The sequence below is a fragment of the Microbacterium sp. CH-015 genome (genome assembly GCF_049707015.1).
Taxonomy (GTDB): Bacteria; Actinomycetota; Actinomycetes; order Actinomycetales; family Microbacteriaceae; genus Microbacterium; species Microbacterium aurum.
The window spans coordinates 54,810-75,770 of record NZ_JBNAFJ010000009.1; the positions used below are offsets into that span (position 1 = coordinate 54,810).

Annotated in this window: 22 protein-coding genes; 14 read left to right on the forward strand and 8 right to left on the reverse strand. The window is 71.7% G+C overall.

What is annotated here, in order from left to right:
• Nucleotides 1-2 precede the first annotated feature (2 nt).
• On the forward strand, nt 3-830 hold the full coding sequence (locus ACPYN4_RS12820) for an aldo/keto reductase (protein WP_239281097.1): 828 nt from the start codon (nt 3-5) through the stop codon (nt 828-830).
• Nucleotides 831-1,006: 176 nt separating this feature from the next.
• Nucleotides 1,007-1,453: a peptide-methionine (R)-S-oxide reductase MsrB gene (gene msrB / locus ACPYN4_RS12825; protein WP_239281095.1), complete on the forward strand. Its 447-nt coding sequence runs from the start codon at nt 1,007-1,009 to the stop codon at nt 1,451-1,453.
• A gap of 819 nt (nt 1,454-2,272) precedes the next feature.
• Here msrB and ACPYN4_RS12830 read toward each other — a convergent pair.
• A complete protein-coding gene (locus ACPYN4_RS12830) occupies nt 2,273-2,953 on the reverse strand; it encodes a phosphatase PAP2 family protein (protein ID WP_239281094.1) in 681 nt (226 codons plus the stop codon).
• Nucleotides 2,954-3,050: 97 nt separating this feature from the next.
• On the opposite strand from ACPYN4_RS12830, the gene ACPYN4_RS12835 reads away from it, so the two are divergent.
• Entirely contained in the window at nt 3,051-3,395 is a 345-nt protein-coding gene (locus ACPYN4_RS12835; protein ID WP_239281093.1) for a hypothetical protein, read from the forward strand.
• Nucleotides 3,396-3,431: 36 nt separating this feature from the next.
• Here the strand turns inward: ACPYN4_RS12835 and ACPYN4_RS12840 are convergent, their stop codons facing one another.
• On the reverse strand, nt 3,432-3,557 hold the full coding sequence (locus tag ACPYN4_RS12840; protein ID WP_275445176.1) for a hypothetical protein: 126 nt from the start codon (nt 3,555-3,557) through the stop codon (nt 3,432-3,434).
• A 130-nt stretch (nt 3,558-3,687) separates the two neighbouring features.
• Here ACPYN4_RS12840 and ACPYN4_RS12845 point away from each other — a divergent pair, with 130 nt between their 5' ends.
• Nucleotides 3,688-3,861 carry a hypothetical protein gene (locus tag ACPYN4_RS12845; RefSeq protein ID WP_239281092.1) on the forward strand — a complete coding sequence of 58 codons (174 nt, stop codon included), beginning with the start codon at nt 3,688-3,690 and terminating at the stop codon, nt 3,859-3,861.
• A gap of 78 nt (nt 3,862-3,939) precedes the next feature.
• A complete protein-coding gene (locus ACPYN4_RS12850) occupies nt 3,940-4,263 on the forward strand; it encodes a TraR/DksA family transcriptional regulator (protein WP_239281091.1) in 324 nt (107 codons plus the stop codon).
• Here the strand turns inward: ACPYN4_RS12850 and ACPYN4_RS12855 are convergent.
• Genes ACPYN4_RS12855 through ACPYN4_RS12865 form a run of 3 tightly spaced genes read right to left on the reverse strand, consistent with a single transcriptional unit; the run spans nt 4,258 to nt 5,991 of the window.
• Nucleotides 4,258-4,530, reverse strand: coding sequence for a DUF72 domain-containing protein (locus tag ACPYN4_RS12855; RefSeq protein WP_239281090.1), 273 nt, complete (start codon nt 4,528-4,530; stop codon nt 4,258-4,260). The two genes, ACPYN4_RS12850 and ACPYN4_RS12855, sit on opposite strands and share 6 nt — an antisense overlap.
• Complete coding sequence (locus ACPYN4_RS12860; protein ID WP_239281089.1) at nt 4,527-4,832, reverse strand: hypothetical protein; 306 nt, start codon at nt 4,830-4,832, stop codon at nt 4,527-4,529. The genes ACPYN4_RS12855 and ACPYN4_RS12860 overlap by 4 nt, the downstream gene beginning before the upstream one ends.
• A gap of 1 nt (nt 4,833) precedes the next feature.
• Nucleotides 4,834-5,991, reverse strand: a complete 1,158-nt coding sequence (locus ACPYN4_RS12865) for a carboxylate-amine ligase (RefSeq protein ID WP_424446565.1) — start codon at nt 5,989-5,991, stop codon at nt 4,834-4,836.
• Nucleotides 5,992-6,137: 146 nt separating this feature from the next.
• Here ACPYN4_RS12865 and ACPYN4_RS12870 point away from each other — a divergent pair, with 146 nt between their 5' ends.
• The 6 genes from ACPYN4_RS12870 (at nt 6,138) to ACPYN4_RS12895 (ending at nt 13,854) form a co-directional block, all read left to right on the forward strand.
• Nucleotides 6,138-7,388 (forward strand): hypothetical protein, encoded by a 1,251-nt coding sequence (locus ACPYN4_RS12870; protein ID WP_287272173.1) that lies wholly within the window; start codon nt 6,138-6,140, stop codon nt 7,386-7,388.
• Between the two features lie 81 nt (nt 7,389-7,469).
• Nucleotides 7,470-8,603: a glycosyltransferase gene (locus ACPYN4_RS12875; protein WP_239281086.1), complete on the forward strand. Its 1,134-nt coding sequence runs from the start codon at nt 7,470-7,472 to the stop codon at nt 8,601-8,603.
• A complete protein-coding gene (locus ACPYN4_RS12880; RefSeq protein WP_239281085.1) occupies nt 8,600-8,857 on the forward strand; it encodes a glutaredoxin family protein in 258 nt (85 codons plus the stop codon). Before ACPYN4_RS12875 ends, ACPYN4_RS12880 begins: the two co-directional genes overlap by 4 nt.
• A gap of 37 nt (nt 8,858-8,894) precedes the next feature.
• Nucleotides 8,895-10,358, forward strand: coding sequence for an MFS transporter (locus ACPYN4_RS12885; RefSeq protein WP_424446566.1), 1,464 nt, complete (start codon nt 8,895-8,897; stop codon nt 10,356-10,358).
• A gap of 66 nt (nt 10,359-10,424) precedes the next feature.
• Nucleotides 10,425-12,200, forward strand: a complete 1,776-nt coding sequence (locus ACPYN4_RS12890; RefSeq protein WP_424446568.1) for an aldehyde dehydrogenase family protein — start codon at nt 10,425-10,427, stop codon at nt 12,198-12,200.
• Nucleotides 12,193-13,854 carry a GMC family oxidoreductase gene (locus tag ACPYN4_RS12895; RefSeq protein WP_287272081.1) on the forward strand — a complete coding sequence of 554 codons (1,662 nt, stop codon included), beginning with the start codon at nt 12,193-12,195 and terminating at the stop codon, nt 13,852-13,854. Before ACPYN4_RS12890 ends, ACPYN4_RS12895 begins: the two co-directional genes overlap by 8 nt.
• Before the next feature lie 91 nt (nt 13,855-13,945).
• Here the strand turns inward: ACPYN4_RS12895 and ACPYN4_RS12900 are convergent, their stop codons facing one another.
• From ACPYN4_RS12900 to ypfJ, 3 genes are all read right to left on the reverse strand, one after another.
• A complete protein-coding gene (locus tag ACPYN4_RS12900; RefSeq protein WP_239281081.1) occupies nt 13,946-15,511 on the reverse strand; it encodes a DEAD/DEAH box helicase in 1,566 nt (521 codons plus the stop codon).
• A gap of 305 nt (nt 15,512-15,816) precedes the next feature.
• Complete coding sequence (gene pip / locus ACPYN4_RS12905; RefSeq protein WP_239281080.1) at nt 15,817-16,803, reverse strand: prolyl aminopeptidase; 987 nt, start codon at nt 16,801-16,803, stop codon at nt 15,817-15,819.
• Entirely contained in the window at nt 16,800-17,666 is an 867-nt protein-coding gene (ypfJ, locus tag ACPYN4_RS12910) for a KPN_02809 family neutral zinc metallopeptidase (protein ID WP_239281079.1), read from the reverse strand. The genes pip and ypfJ overlap by 4 nt, the downstream gene beginning before the upstream one ends.
• A gap of 46 nt (nt 17,667-17,712) precedes the next feature.
• Here ypfJ and ACPYN4_RS12915 point away from each other — a divergent pair, with 46 nt between their 5' ends.
• The 3 genes from ACPYN4_RS12915 to ACPYN4_RS12925 are packed head-to-tail and all read left to right on the forward strand — an operon-like array spanning nt 17,713 to nt 20,955.
• Nucleotides 17,713-18,717 (forward strand): malate dehydrogenase, encoded by a 1,005-nt coding sequence (locus ACPYN4_RS12915; protein ID WP_239281078.1) that lies wholly within the window; start codon nt 17,713-17,715, stop codon nt 18,715-18,717.
• A 4-nt stretch (nt 18,718-18,721) separates the two neighbouring features.
• Nucleotides 18,722-20,473: a cation:proton antiporter gene (locus ACPYN4_RS12920; RefSeq protein ID WP_239281077.1), complete on the forward strand. Its 1,752-nt coding sequence runs from the start codon at nt 18,722-18,724 to the stop codon at nt 20,471-20,473.
• A gap of 32 nt (nt 20,474-20,505) precedes the next feature.
• Entirely contained in the window at nt 20,506-20,955 is a 450-nt protein-coding gene (locus tag ACPYN4_RS12925; protein WP_424446569.1) for a dehydrogenase, read from the forward strand.
• Nucleotides 20,956-20,961 lie beyond the last annotated feature (6 nt).

Sequence of the window (20,961 nt, forward strand, 5' to 3'; positions counted from 1 at the left end):
TCATGTCCACCATTCCCACGATCACCCTCAACAACGGCGTCCGAATGCCACAACTCGGCTTCGGAGTCTTCCAGGTGCCCGACGAGCAGACCACCGCGGCGGTGCGCACTGCGATCGACGCCGGATACCGCAGCATCGACACCGCGGCGATCTACGGCAATGAGTCCGGCGTCGGCCGTGCCGTCGCTGAGTCGGGCGTCGCGCGCGAAGAGCTCTTCCTCACGTCGAAGCTCTGGAATAGCGATCAGGGATACGACAGCACACTCCGCGCGTACGACGCGACGGTCGCACGACTCGGCGTCGACCATCTCGATCTCTACCTCATCCACTGGCCATCGCCGGCCCGAGCGCTGTTCGTCGACTCATGGCGGGCTCTAGAGAGCCTCTATCGAGACGGACGGGTCCGAGCCATCGGTGTGTCGAACTTCCAACCCTCCCACCTCGACATTCTCACCGCCGCCGCGAGCATTGCTCCCGCGATCAACCAGATCGAGCTACATCCCGCACTGCGCAACCGCGCTGTCGAGGATGCGAATGCCCGGCTCGGCATCGTCACGGAAGCGTGGAGTCCGCTCGCGCAGGGCGCCATCCTCGCCGAGAGCCCCGTGCTGCAGGCATCCGCCCGCCATGGGAAGACGCCCGCTCAGGTCGTCTTGCGCTGGCATCTGCAACAGGGCAGGGTCGTGATCCCGAAGTCCGTCACTCCGGCACGCATCGCGGAGAACCTCGGCGTCTTCGATTTCGACCTCGGCGCCGACGAAATCCACGCCATCGATGCACTGGACCGGGAGGGGCGCACCGGGCCTCATCCTGACACGTTCGAAGGCTGAATCCTCCGGGCCGGTGGCGAGTGACGCGTGCGCCGTCCTCAACTCATCGACGCACGCGTCACCCCCTCGGCTCTCGACAGCACTCTCATGACGTTGCATCAGGAGTCGGAAGCTACGCGACGGCATCGGCACCAGGATCGGAGTTGTCACGATCGTCGATGCGACAAGGAGCAACCATGGTCAAGTATTCGAGAAGCGCCGAGACTCTTGCTGCACTCACACCTGAGCAGTTCGCCGTGACACAGCACAACGCCACCGAGGCGCCATTCGCCAACGAGTTCTGGGACAACGACGAGCCCGGCCTGTACGTCGACATCGTGTCAGGAGAGCCGCTGTTCGCGTCCACCCAGAAGTACGACAGTGGATGCGGCTGGCCGAGTTTCACGAAGCCGCTGAGTGCCGAGAACATCGTGGAGAACTCCGACACCTCCTTCGGGATGAAGCGGACCGAAGTCCGCTCCGCCCACGGCGACAGCCACCTCGGCCATGTGTTCGACGACGGGCCCGCGGATGCCGGCGGGCTGCGTTACTGCATCAACTCCGCCGCGCTGCGGTTCGTCCCGCTCGCAGACCTCGAGTCCGCCGGCTACGCAGAGTATCGCCATCTATTCGACGGCCGATGATGGCCACGGTCGGCCTCTGAGGGATATCAGTCCGAGAACTCCCCGATCGCGAACCCCAACCGCAGATAAAGGTCCCCCTCGGCTGGACGCAGCGCACAGCCAATGATGCGCTCGGGTGCATCCTCACGGCCGACCCTCGAATCGCCGAGGAGATGACAACCGCAGCTTTGGTGCGCGCGGCTCTCACTCACCTCGCGAAGTGACGTCTTACTCCTGATCTTGCGGATACTTAGGCGGCGATAGGCGAGTTGCCCTGCGAATCGGCCGAAGGAGTGAGGGACTGCTTCTTCGGCACACACCAGTGCCGGGGTGCCACCTGACGCGACCTGGTGCGCAACGTCCGCCGCCGAGGGGGAGATTGAGCACGCCGACGCAGCGCGACCTCGGCCCTAACTCCACTATCAGAGCGAAGGTCCGCGGGTCTATCGAGCTCTCCCGTCCTCCTGTTCGTGATGTCGGGCGATGAGTTCGTAATCCCGCTCATCGATCAAATGGACGAGGAAGGCGTACACGACGACATCGAAGCTGTTCGGCCGCTCCTCCCAGTCGTCCGCGGGGCCGGTCCTCTTGTACCGCGGCTCGTACCTCCAAGATCGGAGCTGGCAAACGAGTGCCGGTCACGGGCCGGGAACTCGGTTGAGACCATGGAGAACTAGCCATCACCAACGAGCACGACTTCCGCGGAATCGTGCGGCAATCGAGCATCAACTGACACCCACCCTCGCCTAGCTTCTACATGGCGGGGTTTTGCTTTGCCCCGGTGAGGGCGGATTTCCGGTTCGAACATGTCCACCGGGGGACTCTCCTTCTCTCGCTGATCTACGACGAGAGCAGCGTCCGCCGCACGACCGCGGCGCTCCATATCCCCAGCAGCGCACCGGCAACGGTGTCCGAGATGTGGTGCTGCCCTCGGTACACGCGCGAGAACGCGATCGCCCCGGGAACGCCGCACCGCAGAAGCGGGCCGACCAACCGCGCGCCGCGGGCGCCGCGGCGATCGAGCAGGTTGGCGAGTGTGCCGTGGAGCGCGAACGCGGCCGCTGTGTGCCCCGACGGGAACGACGACGTCGCGTGCGGTTGCTCAGGACGCCACACGGCCTCGGGTCGCGGCCGGCGCACGAGAGCCGCGGATGCCACGAAGCACGCGGTCTCGAGCGTGAGCGCCGCGACGGGTGCGGCCGCCGCGCGGCCGTTGCGCGTCAGCATCCACGTGACGCCGCTCCAGATCGCCCCGTTCGCGATCGTCTGCGGCACGCCGGAGTACCACGACAAGGGTGCCGTGACGCGGTCGACGGGCTCGCGCCTTCCGGTGGCATCAGAGGCATCCACGGACCCGGCATCCGCGCCGGCCGGAACGTGCCCGAACGCGGTCTGCATCGCGCGTACCGCCTGATCCTCACGCGGATCGTCACCGTCGAGCAACCGGATCGTCCGACCCACGGCCGTGAGCACCGCGATCGCGCCGAGCGCGGGCAACACGACGGTGCGCAGCAACGACATGCCCGAAGACTACTGCGGACGCGCCCTCGATAGCCTCGCTCTGTGACAGACACGACCGCCGCCTCGCCGGGCCACCCACCGCGGCATCCGCTTCGACGTGGCGAGCATCGACGCGATCGACGAGCCCGACGGGGCTCTCGGCGGCGTCCTGGCGTGGTTCTCGACCATCCACCACGGCCCGTCACGCATCGGCGTTCCCCTCGCCGAGTTCGCGCGGACGCTCCGCCCCGGCGGCAGCCTCCTGCTCGGATACTTCGACGGCGACGCGCTCGAGGCGTTCGATCACGCGATCGCGCCCGCCTACCGCTGGCCCGCGTACCTTCTGGAACGAGCGCTCGAGGATGCCGGGTTCCGCGTCATGGAGGTCCACCGCCGCGCGGAACGCGGTCTCCGGCCGGTCGGGGCGATCCACTGCGAGCGCCCCGGCGCACGAGTGCCGTAGCTCCCGGGGGCAGGTCGGTGGGCACCGCGCCGCCGGTCACGCCCCCTTGCGCGGCTTGATGAGGTCCGACTCGCGTTTCGCGCGCTTGGCGGCCCTCTTCTCCTTGATCGAGGCCTGCGCGACCTTCTTCGTTCCGCGTGCGTTCGGCGACTTACCGGACATGACGACCTGCTTCCCCTGGTTGTTGGCTGGCGGGTGAACCCCCGACCATAACCACTTCCCAGAGGAAGTCAACTGACGCAGAAAAACCCCGCGACTTGCCTTTTCTGCGGTCCCGGCTATGGTGATGGCCATGACCATGGCGGCCCCCATCGTGCTCTCCGAGCGTCCCTGCGACGCTGCGGTGTTCACCGGTGCGGCCGACATCGCAGGCGGACGCCACGAGGTGCTCCCGCCCCGGCGGATCACCCAGCCCAACGGCCGCGGCTCGCTCGTGCGGTCGGCCTCCCGCGCTGGACCTCCGTAATCCCTTGCACCCAAGGATCCTCCGGTCACCCAGCGCGTCGCACCTGCGGCGCGTTTTTTCGTCCCCAAGGAGTACGCCATGACACCCCAGACCCGCGTCGACGGCGACGTGATCGACGTCGCCTTCTTCCAGCAGCTGCTCGAACACAACCTCCAGGAGCGTCTCGACATCCTCCGCGAGCTCGAACCGCAGGCGCTGCCGACAGTCGACCCCGTCGCCTACCAGACCGCGGCCTCGCACCGCGCCGTCATCGAGCAGATCACGGCGGCGCTGAACCGGGCGGATGCCGGGACCTACGGCATCTGCGCGCGATGCGGCGGCCAGATCCCTCCGGCCCGCCTCGAGGTCGTCCCCCACGCGGCATCCTGCGCCTCGTGCCCGGTCGCCGCGCACGCCTCATGACATCAGCCGAGCCACCAGCCTCCGCGCGTCGTGAACGGCGTGGCCGGCGCCGTCGTTGTTGAAGTAGGCGACCACGGCGTGCCCCGCGCCGCGCCACTCGGCGATGCGTTCGGCCCACCAGTCGAGATTGGCGTCGCCAAACGCCGCCGTGTACGCATCCAACCGGCCCGCCGACGTCGTCCCGGGCGGATACAGGTGCCCGCGCCAGTGGTCGTAACTCCACCCCGAGGTCCCGATCCGCACCGCGCGGGGCTCGAGCCCGGTCATCGCCCGCCGTGAGCCGCCACGACCGCCGCGACGGCGCGCTCGAAGCTCAGCGACTGCGCCACCTCCACAGCCCGGCAGTACCGCGCCCCGGCCAGCGACACGTACACGCGGCCGACCACATCGACGAACCCGAGCGCGACCCCGTCACGGCCGACGGCGTAGCAGTCGAGGTCGATGAGCTCCCACACCAGCCCGCGCACCGGCGGCGACGCCGGCGTGTGGACCAGCGGATGCCGGGGCGCCTCCGGCTCGTGCCAGGTGACCGCCGGCGTCTCCAGCGCCGTGCCGAGCTCTTCGGTCATCTCACTCCCCCGCCAGTCGTGTGCGATACAACTCCGCCAGCTGCCGGCGATGGTGTGCGCGGCGCTGCCGCGCCGCCCCGGTTCCGAAGCGGGCGATATGGGCGAGGAACCCGTCGACGGCGCGCGCCTCCGCCGGGTCGAGGTGCGCGGCGACGAGCTCGCGCAGCGCCTCGACGACGACCACCGCCGGCACCGGATGCCCCGTGACCGGGTCGACGAGGGTGCTCGCCATGCCGTGCCGCGCGGCATGCCACTGCGCCGCGTCGAACCCTTCATACCGCTGCGGCCGGGGCGTCTCGCGCGTGAACCCGGTGGCCACGAGCGCCCGGATGATCGCGGCGAGCGCGACTGACGACGTCGGGTCGAGCTGCGCGTCGCACACCCGGACCTCCAGCGTGGGGTGGGCCCGCGAAAGCCGCGCGTACCAGTTGATCGTCCCGGCATCCGACGTCGCGCCGACCCCCGCGAGCCGCTCCAGCGCCTCGTCGTACTCGGCCGCGTCGGCGAAGTACGGCGGCGTGGAGTGCGTGGTCCACCGGCGACTGTGGATCGCGCGCCAGCTGGCGAATCCGGTGTCCTGCCCCTGCCAGAACGGCGAGTTCGCCGACAGCGCCAGCAGCACCGGCAGCCACGGCCGCAGGAAGTTCGACGCCCGCACCCCCGCGTCGCGGTCGGGGATGCCGACGTGCACGTGCAGCCCGTTCAGCTGATGCTCGGGCGCGAGCCCGGCGATGTCGTCGGCGATGACGGCGTAGCGGCCGTGCCACGTCGCCGGCCCGACGACGGTGCGGAAAGGCGTGCCGGATGCCGCGACCAGCACGTCGGCATCGTCCGCCCACTCCGCCAGGCGCCCCCGGAATTCCCGCAGCGCGGCGAGCGCCTGGGCACCCCGCGTGCAGATCGGCGTCGCGAACTCGATCTGCGACGGGAAGAACTCGCGTACGACGGCACTCGATCCCGGTTCGCCGAGGTCGGCGACGGCCACGACGCCGACGTCGACGGTGCACAGGGTGCGGCGGTCGAGGAAGACGAACTCCTCTTCGATGCCGAAGGTGACGGCATCCGCCTCGCCCGGCACGCGGCCCTCAGCGGCGAGCCCGGCGTGCTCCGCCTGCCGCGCAGACCGGTCCCCGCGCACCCCCAGCCCCGTTTCCGCCATGCCTCCAGCACACGCGATCGGCCCCGGCCGCACCAGGGACTTGACACGCGGTCCGGCGGCGACCACGGACGCGCCCGAGCCTCGGGGATTCGGGCCGCCGCAGGCCGTACGATGAGCCGGGCGCTGGGGCGCCGTGAGGGGACGACATGACGACGATCCGTGACCGCCGCACGGCCGGGGCGCTGCGCCGCACGCTGACCTGCGGCATCCTGCTGGCCCTCGCCGGCACCGCCCTCGCGGCGTGCGCCGCCGACTCGGCCGATCCCGCGACCGGCGCACCGAGCGCCGAAGCGCCGTCGCCGACCCCGACGCCGACGCCGCTGACGCCCGCCGAGCAGCTGCTGGCCGACAACGCCGCCACCCCGGGGGTGTGCGCCGTGAGCTTCACGCTCGACGGGGCAACCCTCGACCCGCAGCTGCAGATCCAGGACCGGCTCTACGACCACCTGCCGATCCCGCGCGCCGACGGCCGCGCCTTCGCCGGCTGGTACCCCGATGCCGGGGCGGCGGCCGCGGCATCCGCCGACCCCGCCACCGGCGCCGGCAACCCCGCCACGCGCGTCAACGGCTCCAACCTCGTCGCGTGCACCGATCAGCAGGTGACGCTCTACGGCGCGTGGACGACGCCGGACGCGGTGACCGCGGCGAAGGCGCGGATCCCGATCCTCATGTACCACCAGTTCACCGACAAGCCCGAGGGCGAGAGCGGATGGCTGCGCGGCAACTACTCCTACATCGAGGACTACCGCGCCTCGATGCAGTACATCAAGGATCAGGCGTTCTACCTGCCCACGTGGGACGAACTCAGTGCCTTCATCGACGGCGCCCTGTACCTGCCCGACCACTCCGTCATCATCACCGACGACGACGCCGACCCCACGTGGCTCACGATGGCCTCACCCATCAACGAGCAGCTCCAGGTGATGGCGACCTCCTTCGACATCACCGGCGATGGGGCCGTGCCGCAGAACCGGTTCATCCTGCCCCGCTCGCACACGAACAACATGCACACCGCCCAACATGCACACCGCCGGCGCCAACGGCAAAGGCCAGATGGTCAACCTCACCCCCGAGGAGATCGCCGCCGACATGACCGTCTCCGCCGAGGCGCTGCGCGGCATCGGCGTCACCGCCGGCGCGACCGAGATCATGGCCTACCCGTACGGGCACTACGACGACCGCTCCAAGCAGGGCCTCACGATGGCCGGGTTCGAGATGGCGCGGACGATCGAGCAGGGCTATGTCTCGGTCGGCTCCGACAAGCTCGCGCTGCCGTGCGTGCGCATCAACTTCGGCATGGGCGTGGCCGCTCTGAAGGACCTCATCGGGTGAGCCGCGGCACCCGCCGCGGCCGTGGTGAACGACAGGTGACACCTGCGTGTCGCATAACGAACTGACAGATCACACACAGGACAGGCCGTAAGACCGGCCGTTACGCTGAGACGATCCCGTCCCCCAGACGATCGTGAGCCGCCGACATGGAACTGTCCGTCATCGTCCCCACCTTCAACGAGGGGCCGAACGTCGCCGAGCTGGTCCGTCGCATCGGAGCGGCCCTGGCCGGGACGGACTTCGAGATCGTCTTCGTCGACGACTCCACCGATGAGACCCCCGATGTCATCGCTCAGGTGGCGGATGCCGCGGACTTCCCGGTCCGGCTCATCCACCGCGATGCCCCCGACGCGGGCCTCGGCGGAGCCGTGCTGGAGGGCTTCCACGCCGCGCGGGCGCGGTGGTGCCTGGTCATGGACGGCGACCTGCAGCATCCGCCCGAGGACATCCCCCGCATGGTCGACCGCGCCGCTCGCGGCGACGTCGACGTCGTCGTCGCCAGCCGCTACATCGCCGGCGGCACCTCGGGAGGCCTCGCGGGGGCGACCCGCACGGCGGTCTCGCGCGCCTCGACGGCGCTGACGAAGTCGATGTTCCCGCGGAAGCTGCACGGCTGCTCCGACCCGATGACGGGGTTCTTCCTCGTCGACCGCGACGCGGTGGAGCTCGATCAGCTGCGGCCGCGCGGGTTCAAGATCCTGCTGGAGATCCTCGCCCGCCGGCAGATGCGCGTCGGCGAGATCCCCTTCGCGTTCGCGACCCGCTTCGCCGGCGAGTCGAAGGCGTCGTTCACGCAGGGCATCCGCTTCCTCACGCAGCTCGCGATGCTCCGGTTCGGCCGCATGTCGGCCTTCGCCCTCGTCGGCGGCGTCGGGGCGATCGCCAACCTCATCATCATGTGGGGGCTCATCCGCCTCGGCATGGAGTACGTCGTCGCGGCGATCATCGCGAGCGAGATCACGATCATCGCGAACTTCCTGCTGCTGGAGTACCTCGTCTTCGCCGACATGCGCGCCGAGTCCGGCCGCATGCGGTCGCGGTTCATCAAGTCGTTCACGTTCAACAACATCGAGGCCCTCGTGCGCATCCCGGTGATGAGCGTCCTCGTCGAGAGCGCGCACGTGCCGAGCGTCCTGGCCGCCGCCCTGACACTCCTCGCCGCGTTCGTCGTCCGCTTCGTCTTCCACGCCCTCGTCGTCTACGCCCCCAAGCGCATGGCCGCGGTGGCGGCCGCCGAACCGGCCGTCGCCCAGGCGGGCGGACGTACGCTGGAGTCATGACCTCCGACACCCCCATCACGATGTTCGGCGCGGACTGGTGCCGCGACTGCATCCGCACCAAGAAGCAACTCGACGACCTGGGCATCGCCTACACGTACGTCGACCTCGTCGCCGACCCGGCCGCCGCCGACGTCGCACGCGAGATCTCCGGGCGCACCAACATCCCCGTGGTCGTGTACCCCGACGCGTCGCACCACGTCGAGCCGACCAACGCCGACGTCGAGGCGAAGCTGCGGGAGCTCTCCCTCATCTGACCGCGGCGGCCCGCGCGGTGACCGTTAGGGTGGCCGCATGGGCATCGATGCACCGGTCCTGCGCGGGGGCAGGCTCTCGCGCGCGACCATCTCGACCTACGCCGCGGGCTCGATCGGCACCGGCGGGTTCGCGACCCTGCCCGGCCTCGTCCTCACCTATTACCTGACGGACAGCCTCGGCGTCGCCGCCCTCATGGCCGGCGTCATCGTGACCGTCGCGAAGGTGTGGGACGTCGTCATCGACCCCGTCGTCGGCGCGCTGAGCGACGCCGACCTCGCGCGCCACGGCTCGCGCCGGCGCCTCATGCTCGTCGGGGCGATCAGCCTGCCGGTGCTGTTCGCCCTCACCTTCGCGGTGCCGCCCGCCCTCGCCCCCGCGGCCGGCGCCGTCTGGGTGCTCGTCGCGTTCGTCCTCACCGCGACGGCGTTCAGCCTGTTCCAGGTGCCGTACATCGCCCTGCCCGCCGAGTTCACCGACCGCTACGACGAGCGCACGCGGCTGCTGACCTGGCGCGTCGTCGTGCTGACCTTCGCGATCCTGCTGTTCGGCGCCGGCGGGCCGCTCCTGCGCAAGGCCACCGGCGACCCGACGACGGGGTACCTCCTGATGGGTGTCGTGGCGGGTGTCACGATCGGAGTCGGGATGCTGGTGGCCACCGCCGTCGCCCAGCGAGGACTGCGCGCCCGTTCCGCGATGGCCGCCGCCGGCACGAGCGCCGCCGAGCAGGCGACCCTCGTCGCGGACAGCGTCGGGGACGCACCGGTGCACCCGATCGGGCGCGATGCCTCGACGCCGGGTGGCGGCATCCGAGACAACTTCCGCGCCGCCTTCGAGACCCTCCGCCGCCGCCAGCCCTTCCGCGCGCTGCTGCTGACCTTCGTTCTGCAGGCGCTCGCCACCGGTCTCATGCTCGCCGGGGCGCAGTATCTGGCGACGTGGGTGCTGCGCAGCGAAGACGCCGTCACGCTGCTGTTCGTCGCGCTCATCGCCCCGGCCCTCGTGGCCGCTCCCGCGTGGGGCGTGCTCGCGCGCCGTATCGGCAAGGAGCGTGCGTTCACGCTCGCGGCGACGCTCTTCCTCGTCGCGGCGGGCTCCACGGTCGTCGCGCTGTGGGCGCCGGGGACCTGGCTCTACGCGTCGGTTGCCGTCGCCGGCATCGCCTACGCGGGCATGCAGTCGCTGCCGATGGCGATGCTCCCCGACGTCATCAGCCACGACGCGCGCCTGCACGGCCCGGGTCGGGCGGGGGCGTTCGGCGGGGTGTGGACGGCGGGCGAGACGACCGGGTTCGCGCTCGGCGCGACCGTCCTCGCCGTCGTGCTGGCGGCGTCCGGCTACGTCGAGCGGACCGCGGGCGAGAACGTGACCCAGCCGGATGCCGCGGTCGCGGGCATCGTGCTGAGTTTCAGCGTGCTGCCGGCCGCCCTCGTGCTGCTCAGCCTCATCCCCCTCGCCCGGTACCGGCTGCGGCGGGACGACATCGAGTCGCACGCCGGCTGACACGTAGTGCCGCCGACGTAGACTGAGCGCGCCGGCAGCGGCGCGAACGGAATCGAAGGAGAAGCCGTGGCCACGAGCGGACACACGACGAAGGCACCCCAGCGCGCGGCGGACGAGGAGCTCGCGGCCGACGTGCGCGCACCCCTGGACGCCGCGATCACCGAGCTGCAGACCGGCGCCCGCGCCTGGAGCCTGCTGAGCCTCGGGCAGCGCCGCACGCTGATGCAGCGGCTGCGGGTGTCCACCGCGGCCGTCGCCGCGGAGTGGGCCGATACCGCGGCGATGTCCAAGGGACTCGCCCCCGGACATCCGCTGCGCGGCGAGGAGTGGCTGTCGGGGCCGTACGCGGCGCTCGTCGCGCTCGACGCGTATGCCGACACGCTCGGCGCCCTCGCGGCGGGCCGCTCGCCGATCGAGAAGGCACGGCTCGGCACCGCCCCCGGCGGGCGCACGGTCGTCCACACGTCGCCGCTGACGGCGACCGACCGGCTGCTGCTGTCGGGCTACTCCACCGAGGTCTGGCTGCAGCCGGGCGTCACGGCCGCCGAGGCGCGACGCACCGCCGGGCTCGGACAGCGCGAGCCCGCCGCCTCCGGCGGCGTGGGCCTCGTGCTCGGGGCCGGCAACATCACCTCGATCCCGTACCTCGACGTGCTGTACGAGCTGGTCGCCTTCAACCGCGTGTCGATCCTCAAGGTGAACCCGACGCAGGACGCGATGGTGCCGATCTTCGAGCGGGCGCTCGCGCCGCTCATCGAGCCGGGCTTCCTGCGCATCGTTCGCGGCGGCGGCGATATCGGCGCCTATCTCACGCAGCATCCGTCGATCTCGCACGTGCACATCACCGGATCGGAGGCGACCTTCCGCGCCATCGTCTGGGGAACCGGCGGCGCGGCGACCCGTCGGCGGCGGGAGGGGCGACCCCTGCTGAAGGCGCCTATCTCGGCGGAGCTCGGCGGCGTCTCGCCCATCATCGTGGTGCCCGGATCGTGGTCGCGCGCCGACCTGCGCTTCCAGGCCGAGCACATCGTGACGATGCGCCTGCACAACAGCGGGCACAACTGCATCGCCGGCCAGGTCGTGCTGATCTCGGCGGACTGGCCGCAGCGGCGGGAGTTCCTGCATGAACTGCGCACCGCCTACGACCGGGCCCCCTCGCGCCCGGTCTGGTACCCGCACAGCCAGAGCCGGCTCGACACCGCGCGCGCCTCGTATCCGGATGCCGCGTGGTGCGGCGGCGGGACGCGCGCGCTCGTGGAGACCACCGAGACCGACGCCGCCGACCTGGAGACCACCGAGTACTTCGCGCCGGTGCTCGGCGTGGTCACACTGCCGGGCACGGGGCAGGAGTTCTTCGACGCCGCGGTCCGCCACGCCAACGACCGGCTGACCGGGACGCTGGGCGCGAACGTCCTGATCGACCCCGTCACGCAGGCCGCGCTCGGCGACGGCGTGGAGCACGCGATCGCCGAGCTGCGCTACGGGACCGTCGCCCTGAACGCCTGGACCGCGTTCGGCTTCCTCACGCCGACCGCCACGTGGGGCGCCTACCCCGGCGGCACATTGGAACATGCCCCGAGCGGCATGGGCGTCGTCCACAACGCGTTCCTGCTCGACGGCGTGGAGCGCACGGTGGTCCGCGGTCCCTTCCGACCGTTCCCGCGATCGGTGTCGTCGATGGTCGGCGGCCGCGCGCTGTCGCAGGGCTCGGTGCTGCCGAAACCGCCGTGGTTCGTCACGTCTCGCACCGGCGCGGCGGTGTGCGAGGGGTTCACGCGATTCCGCATCGACGGCGACTGGGCCAAGATGGCGGTCACGCTCGTGAAGGCGTTCGGTGCCTGATCGCCCCCGCGGCCGGCGCCGAGGCGCGCCGGCGCTCGAGGCCGACTACGTCGTCGTCGGCGCGGGGTCGGCGGGAGCCACGCTCGCGGCACGGTTGAGTGAGGATGCCGCCGTGAGTGTGATCCTGCTGGAGGCCGGGCCCGTGGACCGGGCACTGGAGCTTCACATCCCGGCGGCGTTCTCGAAGCTGTTCCGCGGCCGCTACGACTGGAACTACGACACCGTCCCGCAGCGCGAACTCGAGGGACGCACCGTCTACTGGCCCCGGGGCCGGACGCTCGGCGGATCGTCGTCGCTGAACGCCATGATGTGGGTGCGCGGGTTCGCTGCCGATTACGACGAATGGGCGACGGTCGCCGGCAACACGTGGTCGTGGCAGGCGCTGGCGCCGTACTTCGCGCGCGTGGAACGCACCCAGGACCCGGCCGACGCCACACAGGGCGTCACCGGCCCGCAGGCCGTCGAGCACCAGCGCGACCCGCGCCCCCACACGGCGGCGTTCCTCGCCGCGGCGCGCGAGCTCCGGCATCCGGTTACCCCCGCCAACCTGCCCGCGGGGCAGGGATTCTCCCAGACGATGGTGACGCAGCACCGCGGCGCCCGGGCATCGACGGCCGACGCGTACCTGCGCCCCGCGGCGCGGCGGCGCAACCTGCGAGTGCTCACCGACGCCCTCGTGCGGCGGGTCACCTTCGCCGACCCCGACGCAGGCGAAGGCTTCCAGCCGCGGGCGACCGGGGTGTACGTCGACCTCGCGGGCCTCACGCGGCACGTGCGGGCGCGGCGCGAGGTGATCCTGTGCGGCGGGGCGATCAACACCCCGCAGCTGCTCATGCTGAGCGGCATCGGCCCCGCGGCGCACCTCGCCGCGCACGGCATCGCGGTGCGGGTCGACGCCCCGGGCGTCGGAGAGAACCTGCAGGATCATCTCGTCGCCGGCCTCGCGCCCGCCGCCCGCGGCGGCACGCTGTACGGCGCCGAGAAGCCGGCGCAGCTCGCCCGCTACCTGTCGTCGCGACGGGGCATGCTGACCTCGAACGTCGCCGAGGCGTACGGGTTCGCGCGCACGGAGGTCGCCGACCGCGTCGGCGCCGCCGCCGGCCTTCCGGACATCGAGATCATCTTCGCGGCGGCCCCGTACGTCGGCGAGGGTCTCGTGCCGCTGCCCGCGGAGGGCATCACCGTCGGGGCGATCCTGCTGCGGCCGCGCAGCCGCGGCACGATCCGGCTGGCCTCCGCCGATCCGGCGGAGCCCGCGGTCATCGACCCCGGCTACCTCACCGACCCCGACGGCATCGACGCGGCGACGCTGCGGGCAGGACTCGCGGAGTGCGAGCGGCTGATCGCCACCGACGCCCTTCGGTCCGTCACCACCGGCGGCTGGGTGCAGCCCGCCGGCGGCGAGGACATGACGCCCGAGGAGCGGATCGAGCTGTCGCTGCGGCGCTACTCCCACACCCTGTACCACCCGGTCGGGACCGCGCGCATGGGAGAGGACGCGGCATCCGTCGTCGACCCCGAGCTGCGCGTACGGGGCGTGGCGGGGCTGCGGGTCGCCGACGCGTCGGTCATGCCGACGGTCATCCGCGGCCACACCAACGCGCCCGCGATCGTCATCGGCGAGCGCACGGCCGACCTTCTGCGGGGTCGCTGACGAGGTCCCGCGGGGGCCCGGGCAGGCGGTGGCCCCGGCAGGCGGGGGCAGCGCCCCCGCGGAGCCGGGGTCAGCGCCCGCGGCGCTGAGGTCAGCGCCCGCGGCGCTGGCCTCCGCCGTTGGTGCGGACGACCGAGCCGACCATGAGCTTGCCGCCGGACGCGCCGCCGTGGGAGGCGCGGCGGCCGGTGGTGCGGGCGTTGCCCGCGGCGGGCTGCGCCGCGGCGCGACCCGAGCCGTGCGTGCGGTCGGCGGCGGGACGGCCGGAGCCGTCGTGGCGCACCTGGTCGCGAGCGGCGGCGGGGCGACCCGAGCGGTCGGCGCGCTGCGCGGACGGACCGCCGCGGCCGGCGCCCTGACCGCCGCGGGCGGCACCCTGGCCCTCGCGCGCGGCGCGCTTGCGCTGGGCGTTCGCTCCCTGGCTGCGGCCGCCGCCCTGACCGCGAGCGGGCTGCTCGACCTTGGGCGCGGGCGTCACGTACGCGGCGACCTCGCCGACGAGCTCGGTCACCTCGGACGAGGTCGCCGACACCCGCACCGGGGCCACCGAGATGGCGGCCTTGCGGAGCAGGTCCTTGACGTCCTTCTCCTGGCCGGGCATGACGATCGTCACGACCGAGCCCTCGGCGCCGGCACGCGCGGTGCGGCCCGAGCGGTGCAGGTACGCCTTGTGCTCCATGGGCGGGTCGACGTGGATGACGAGCTCGACGTCGTCGACGTGCACACCGCGGGCGGCGACATCGGTCGCGACGAGCACCTTCGCGGCGCCCGAGCTGAACGCGGCGAGGTTGCGGTCGCGTGCCGGCTGCGACAGGTTGCCGTGCAGATCGACCGCGGGAATCCCCTGCGCCGTCAGCTGCTGGGCGAGCTTCTTGGCGTGGTGCTTCGTGCGCATGAAGAGGATGCGGCGGCTCGTGCCCGACGCGAGCGTGCGGACGAGTTCCTTCTTCTCGTCGGCTCCCGCGACGTGGAAGACGTGGTGGGTCATCGCGGCGACGGGAGAGTTGGCCTCGTCGACGGAATGCAGCACCTCGTTCTGCAGGAAGCGGCCCACGAGCTTGTCGACGCCGTTGTCCAGCGTGGCGCTGAACAGCAGGCGCTGACCGCCCTGCGGAGTCTTGTCGAGGATGCGCGTGACCGACGGGAGGAAGCCGAGGTCGGCCATGTGGTCGGCCTCGTCGATGACGGTGATCTCCACGGCATCCAGCTTCACGAAGCCCTGCTTCATGAGGTCTTCCAGCCGCCCCGGGCACGCGACGACGATGTCGACGCCGTCCTTCAGGGCCGCGACCTGGCGGTTCTGGTTGACGCCGCCGAAGATCGTGGTGGTCTTGAGGCCATACGCCGCGGCGAGCGGCTCGAGGGTCGCGTTGATCTGCGTCGCGAGCTCGCGGGTCGGGGCGAGCACGAGGCCGAGGATGCGGCCGGCGCGGCGCGACCCGCCGGCAAGAGCGCCGCCGAGGCGCGCAGCCATGGGGATGGAGAAGGCGAGCGTCTTGCCCGATCCGGTCTTGCCGCGGCCGAGCACGTCGCGGCCGGCGAGCGTGTCAGGCAGGGTGTCGACCTGGATCGGGAAGGCCGTGGCCTTGCCGTCCTTCGCGAGGACGTCGAGCAGGGGGGCGGGCACGCCGAGCGCGCCGAAGGTGATGTCAGACATGAGGGGATTTCTGGGCAGGTGCGCCCGGATCGGTGGCCTCTGCGCGTATGCGCACAGGGTCGCCGTACAAGGAATGTCAGCCGATCATCCGGACGGGGCCGGGCGGCGAGGGAAGCGCTCTACGACGCGAGCGCACCGGATTCGGTGCGGCAAGTCCGTCCAGTCTAGCGTGCCGCGCGCAGGCACGGCGTTCCCAGGTCGCCGAACCCTCACCCCTGCGCCGAACCCTCACGTCCACGCGCGCACAGAGATGAGGGGTCGGCCGGGACGTGAGGGTTCGGCGGGACCTGGGGGCGAAGCGGCGGTCAGGAGGCGAAGCGGTCGGTCGCCGCGCGCAGCGCGCGGGCGATCCCGGGCTCGGTCGCCGAGTGCGAGGCGTCGGGCACGACGACGAACTCGGCCTCCGGCCACGCCCGGTGCAGGTCCCACGCGGTCATGATCGGGGTGCACACGTCGTAGCGGCCCTGCACGATGACCGCCGGGATGCCGCGGATCGCCCCCACGTCCTCGATGAGCTGCCCCTCGCGGAGCCACCCGCCGTGCATGAAGTAGTGGTTCTCGATGCGGGCGAACGCGACCGCGGCCGTGGGCTCGGCCATCGAGGCGACGAGCTCCGGGTCGGGCAGCAGGGTGAGCGTCGAGGCCTCCCACGTCGTCCAGGCGACCGCCGCGGGCTCATGCACCGCCGGATCGGGGTCGGACAGCCGGCGGTGATACGCCTCGATGAGACGCGAGCGCTCGAGCACCGGGATGGGGGCCAGGTAGCTCTCCCAGAGGTCGGGGTACAGCGCCGACGCGCCGCCCTCGTAGAACCACTCCAGCTCGTGGCGGCGCAGCGTGAAGATGCCGCGCAGCACGAGCTCGGTGACGGCCTCGGGGTGGGTCTGCGCGTACGCGAGGGCCAGGGTCGAGCCCCATGACCCGCCGAACACCTGCCACCGCTCGATCCCGAGGTTGCGCCGCAGCAGCTCGATGTCGGCGACGAGATGCCACGTCGTGTTGAAGCGCAAGTCGGCGTCGGGCGCGCTCATGTGCGGCGTCGAGCGGCCGCAGCCGCGCTGGTCGAACAGCACGATCCGGTAGCGCTCCGGGTCGAAGAACCGCCGCTGCCACGGCGACGTGCCCCCGCCCGGTCCGCCATGCAGGAACACCACCGGCTTGCCGTCGGGGTTGCCAGACTGCTCCCAGTACACCCGCTGCCCGTCGCCGGCGAGGAGGAAGCCGGTCTCGTACGGTTCGATCTCGGGATAGAGGATGCCGTCGAGGTGCGCCGGTCCGGAGGATGAGCTCACAGGTTGCTCCCCACTGCGAAGGTGTCGCAGGCATACACACCGCTCTTGTAGCCGGTCGCGAACCAGCGCTGCCGCTGCTCGCTGGAGCCGTGCGTCCAGCTCTCCGGGTTCACCTGACCGGACTGCGCCTGGATGTGATCGTCGCCGACGGCGGCCGCGGCATCCAGCGCATCGCGGATCTGGTCCTCCGTCGGCGCCTGCAGGAACGGGACGCCCTTCGCATCGGTCTGCTGGGCGGCGTTGGCGACCCAGGCCCCGGCGAAGCAGTCGGCCTGCAGCTCGGTGCGCACGCCGTTGCTCGTCGGTCCGGTGCCGTTGTTCGGGTACTGGTCGAAGGTTCCGGTGATCTGCTGGATGTGGTGGCCGTATTCGTGGGCCAGCACGTACAGTTGCGCGAGCGGCCCCGCCTCGTCGCCGAACTGCTGTGCGAGCACGTCGAAGAACGTCGGATCGATGTAGACCGTCTCCTCCGGCGGGCAGTAGAACGGGCCGGTCGCGTTGGAGGCGGTGCCGCACGAGGTCGGGGTCGAGCCGTCGACGATGATCAGCTGCGGCGGGCGGTAGCCCTGGACGACCGACGCCCAGAAGCTGTTGATGGCCTTCGAGCCGGCGGCGAGCCGGCAGGCGTCGCTGGCGTTGGCGTCGGCGCCCGTCTCGCAGTCCGAGATCTCCGTCTCCTGCGCCGGCGAGGCCTGGCCGCCGAAGCCGCCCAGCAGGCTCGAGAAGTCGCCGCCCGTGAACAGCTGCAAGAGGATGACGGCGATCGCGCCGAGCCCGCCGACGCCGCCGGCGACCGCTCCGCCGCCGGGGCCGCGCCGCTTCGCGCCGCTCCCGCTCACGTCGGCGTTGCTGTTGAATGTCATGCGCTCACCGTACCGCCTGTGACAGCACAGCCGTAGGCTCGGATCCATGGATGCCACGACAGTCACCGTCACCGGCGCGGGCGGCCAGATCGGCTACGCGCTGCTGTTCCGCATCGCCGCCGGCGACATGCTCGGAGCCGATCGTCCGGTGCGGCTGCGCCTGCTGGAGATCCCGCAGGGGCTGAAGGCGGCCGAGGGCGCCGCTCTCGAACTGCAGGACTGCGCGTTCCCGCTGCTGCAGTCCGTCGAGATCACCGACGACGCGGCCACCGCCTTCGACGGCGCGAACATCGCGATGCTCGTCGGCGCGCGCCCGCGCACCGCGGGCATGGAGCGCGCCGATCTGCTCGCCGCCAACGCCGGCATCTTCGGCCCGCAGGGCGCCGCGCTGAACGCGCATGCCGCAGACGACATCCGCGTCGTCGTGGTCGGCAATCCCGCCAACACGAACGCGTTGATCGCCGCGGCGGCGGCCCCCGACATCCCGGGCGACCGCTTCGCCGCCCTCACACGCCTCGACCACGACCGCGCCGTCGGGCAGCTCTCCGCCGCCCTCGGCGCCGGAAGCGCCGGCATTCAGAACGTCACGATCTGGGGCAACCACTCCGCCACGCAGTTCCCCGACGTGTCGCACGCGACCGTCGACGGACGGCCGGTGCCCGACGCGCTCGCCGAGCGTTTCGGCGGGGCGGATGCCGCGGCATCCTGGCTCGACGACGAGTTCGTCCCCCGGGTCGCGAAGCGCGGCGCGGAGATCATCGCCGTCCGCGGCTCGTCATCCGCGGCGTCAGCGGCGAACGCGGCCATCGCCCACGTCCGCGACAGCGTGCTCGGCACGGGGTCGGGCTGGACGAGCGCCGCCGTGCTCTCGCACGGCGAGTACGGCGTCGCGGAGGGCGTGTACTCGTCGTTCCCGGTGACGAGCGACGGCGGCGGATACCGCATCGTCGACGGGCTGGAGATCGACGCCCGTGCCCGCGCCCGCATCGACGCGTCGGTCGCCGAGCTCCTCGCGGAGCGCGACGCCGTGCGCGAGTTGGGCGTGATCTGACCCGATGGACCTGCTGCTGGTCATCCTCATCGGCGTGGTCGCGGTCGCCGTCGTCACGACGCTGGCGCAGCGGCTCGGCGTCGCCGGCCCGCTGCTGCTCGTGGCGCTGGGACTCGCGATCGGGCTCATGCCGTTCATCGACGTCCCCGAGATCGACCCGGAGTGGATCCTCGTCGGAATTCTCCCGCCGCTGCTGTACGCCGCGGCGGTGCGCCTGCCCGCGATCGAGTTCCGGCGCGACTTCACACCGATCGCGGGGCTCGCCGTCGTGCTCGTCGTCGTGACCTCCCTCGTGCTCGGCCTCTTCTTCTCGCTGCTGCTGCCGGGAGTGGGGTTCGCGCTCGGCATCGCGCTCGGTGCGATCCTCAGCCCGACGGATGCCGTGGCGACAGGGATCGCGAAACGCCTCGGCATCGCGCCGCGCGTCGTGACGATGCTCGAGGGCGAGAGCCTGCTGAACGATGCGACCGCCCTCGTGCTGCTGCGGACGGCCCTGCTGGCTGTCGCCGCCGGGGTGTTCTCGTTCGGCTCCGCGGTCGGCGCGTTCGCGTGGGCGGTGTTCATCGCCGTCACCATCGGGGCCGTCATCGGCTGGCTCGCGATGCGGCTGCGCTCGTGGGTGCGCAACTCCCCGGCATCCACCGCCATCGGCTTCACGGTGCCGTTCCTGGCGTACCTTCCCGTCGAGCACCTGAACGGGTCGGGCCTGGTCGCCGCCGTCGTCGCGGGGCTCGTCGCCGGTCAAGGCGCGCAGCGCTGGTTCACCCCCGAGCAGCGCCTGTCGGACGAGGTCAACTGGCGCACCGTCGAGCTCGTGCTCGAAGGCGGGATCTTCCTCATCATGGGGCTCGAGCTCGATCAGATCGTCGACGCCGTCATCGAGCGCCACGAGGGCATCGGGCTGCCGACCGTGCTCGCGTTCGGGGCGCTGGGCATCATCCTGCTGGTGCGCACCGGCTACGTCGCGTTCCTGCTGTGGGCGGGGCGACGGCGCGGACAGCGCGCCGACCGCTCCCGGCTGGAGAGCTTCGATGCGCGTCTCGATCAGATCGCGGAAGAGGGGTGGCCGGAGCGCCCGGCACCCCGCGGACGCCTGCGCAAGACGCCCAGTCCGCAGCAGGCCGAGCGCCGGCTCACCTCGATGCGGGGGCGCGTGTCGCGGGCCCTCGCCGACCTCGACTACTACCAGTCGTCGCCACTCGGATGGAAGCACGGGACCGTCATCGTGTGGGCGGGGATGCGCGGGGTCGTCACCCTCGCGGCCGCGCAGACCATCCCGCGGACGGTCGAATCGCGTCCCGAGCTCATCTACATCGCCTTCGTCGTCGCGCTGGTCAGTCTCATGCTGCAGGGCTTCACGCTCCCGTGGGTCGTGCGCAAGCTGCGGCTGAGCGAGCCCGCCGAGGCGTCCGACAGCGACGAGCGCGAGCGGCTCGATGACGAGCTGCGCACCGCGGCGGCCGCGGCCGTCGCGACGGGGGCGCACCTCGCGCGGCCCGACGGGACGCCCTTCGACGCTGAACTGCTGCAGCGGACGGGGCTGCGTTACGCCGAGCCGCACAGCGAGGACTGGAGCGCGCATGCGCGGGAACTGCTCGAACGGCAGCTCGCGATCATCGAGGTGATGCGCACGCGCCTCATCGCCGTCTCCGCCGGCGGCACCTTCAGCACAGCGGCGCTGCGCCACCGCATGGCCGAGCTCGACGCCGACCAGCTGAGCCTCGAGCTGCGCCTGCGCGACGATGACGACGCGTAGGTGAGAATGGGATCCCGGGCGAAGGAGCTTTCATGACCGACGGACCAGTCTCGGCGTCCCCCGCGGCGGATGCCGGGGGCCGCACGCCGGCCGACTACGCCGAATCGGTCGCGTTGCCGGCGACGACCGAGGCCGTCCCGGTCATCGTGTCGGAGAACGACTGGTGGGCGGCTCGCCCCGCCGGGTCGCGCCTGGTCGGCCTCGTCGTCGCGCGCGACGATCTGCCGCCGGTGTCAGCGCAGCGCGACGCCCTCGCGGGGTTCGGGGTGCCGATCGAGGGGTTCCGGCATCCGGCCCCCGAGACCGGCGAGACGTGGTCGGAGCGCCTCACGCGCCCGTTCGGACGCCTGACCGCGGGGGACGTCGTGGTCGTCGCCGACAAGCACGCGCTCGGGCGCACCGTGGACGAGGAGACGCACGCGATCGCGGAGCTGCGCCGCCGCGGCATCATCGTGAAGGTCCTCGGCCACTCCCGCGGCTGACGGGTT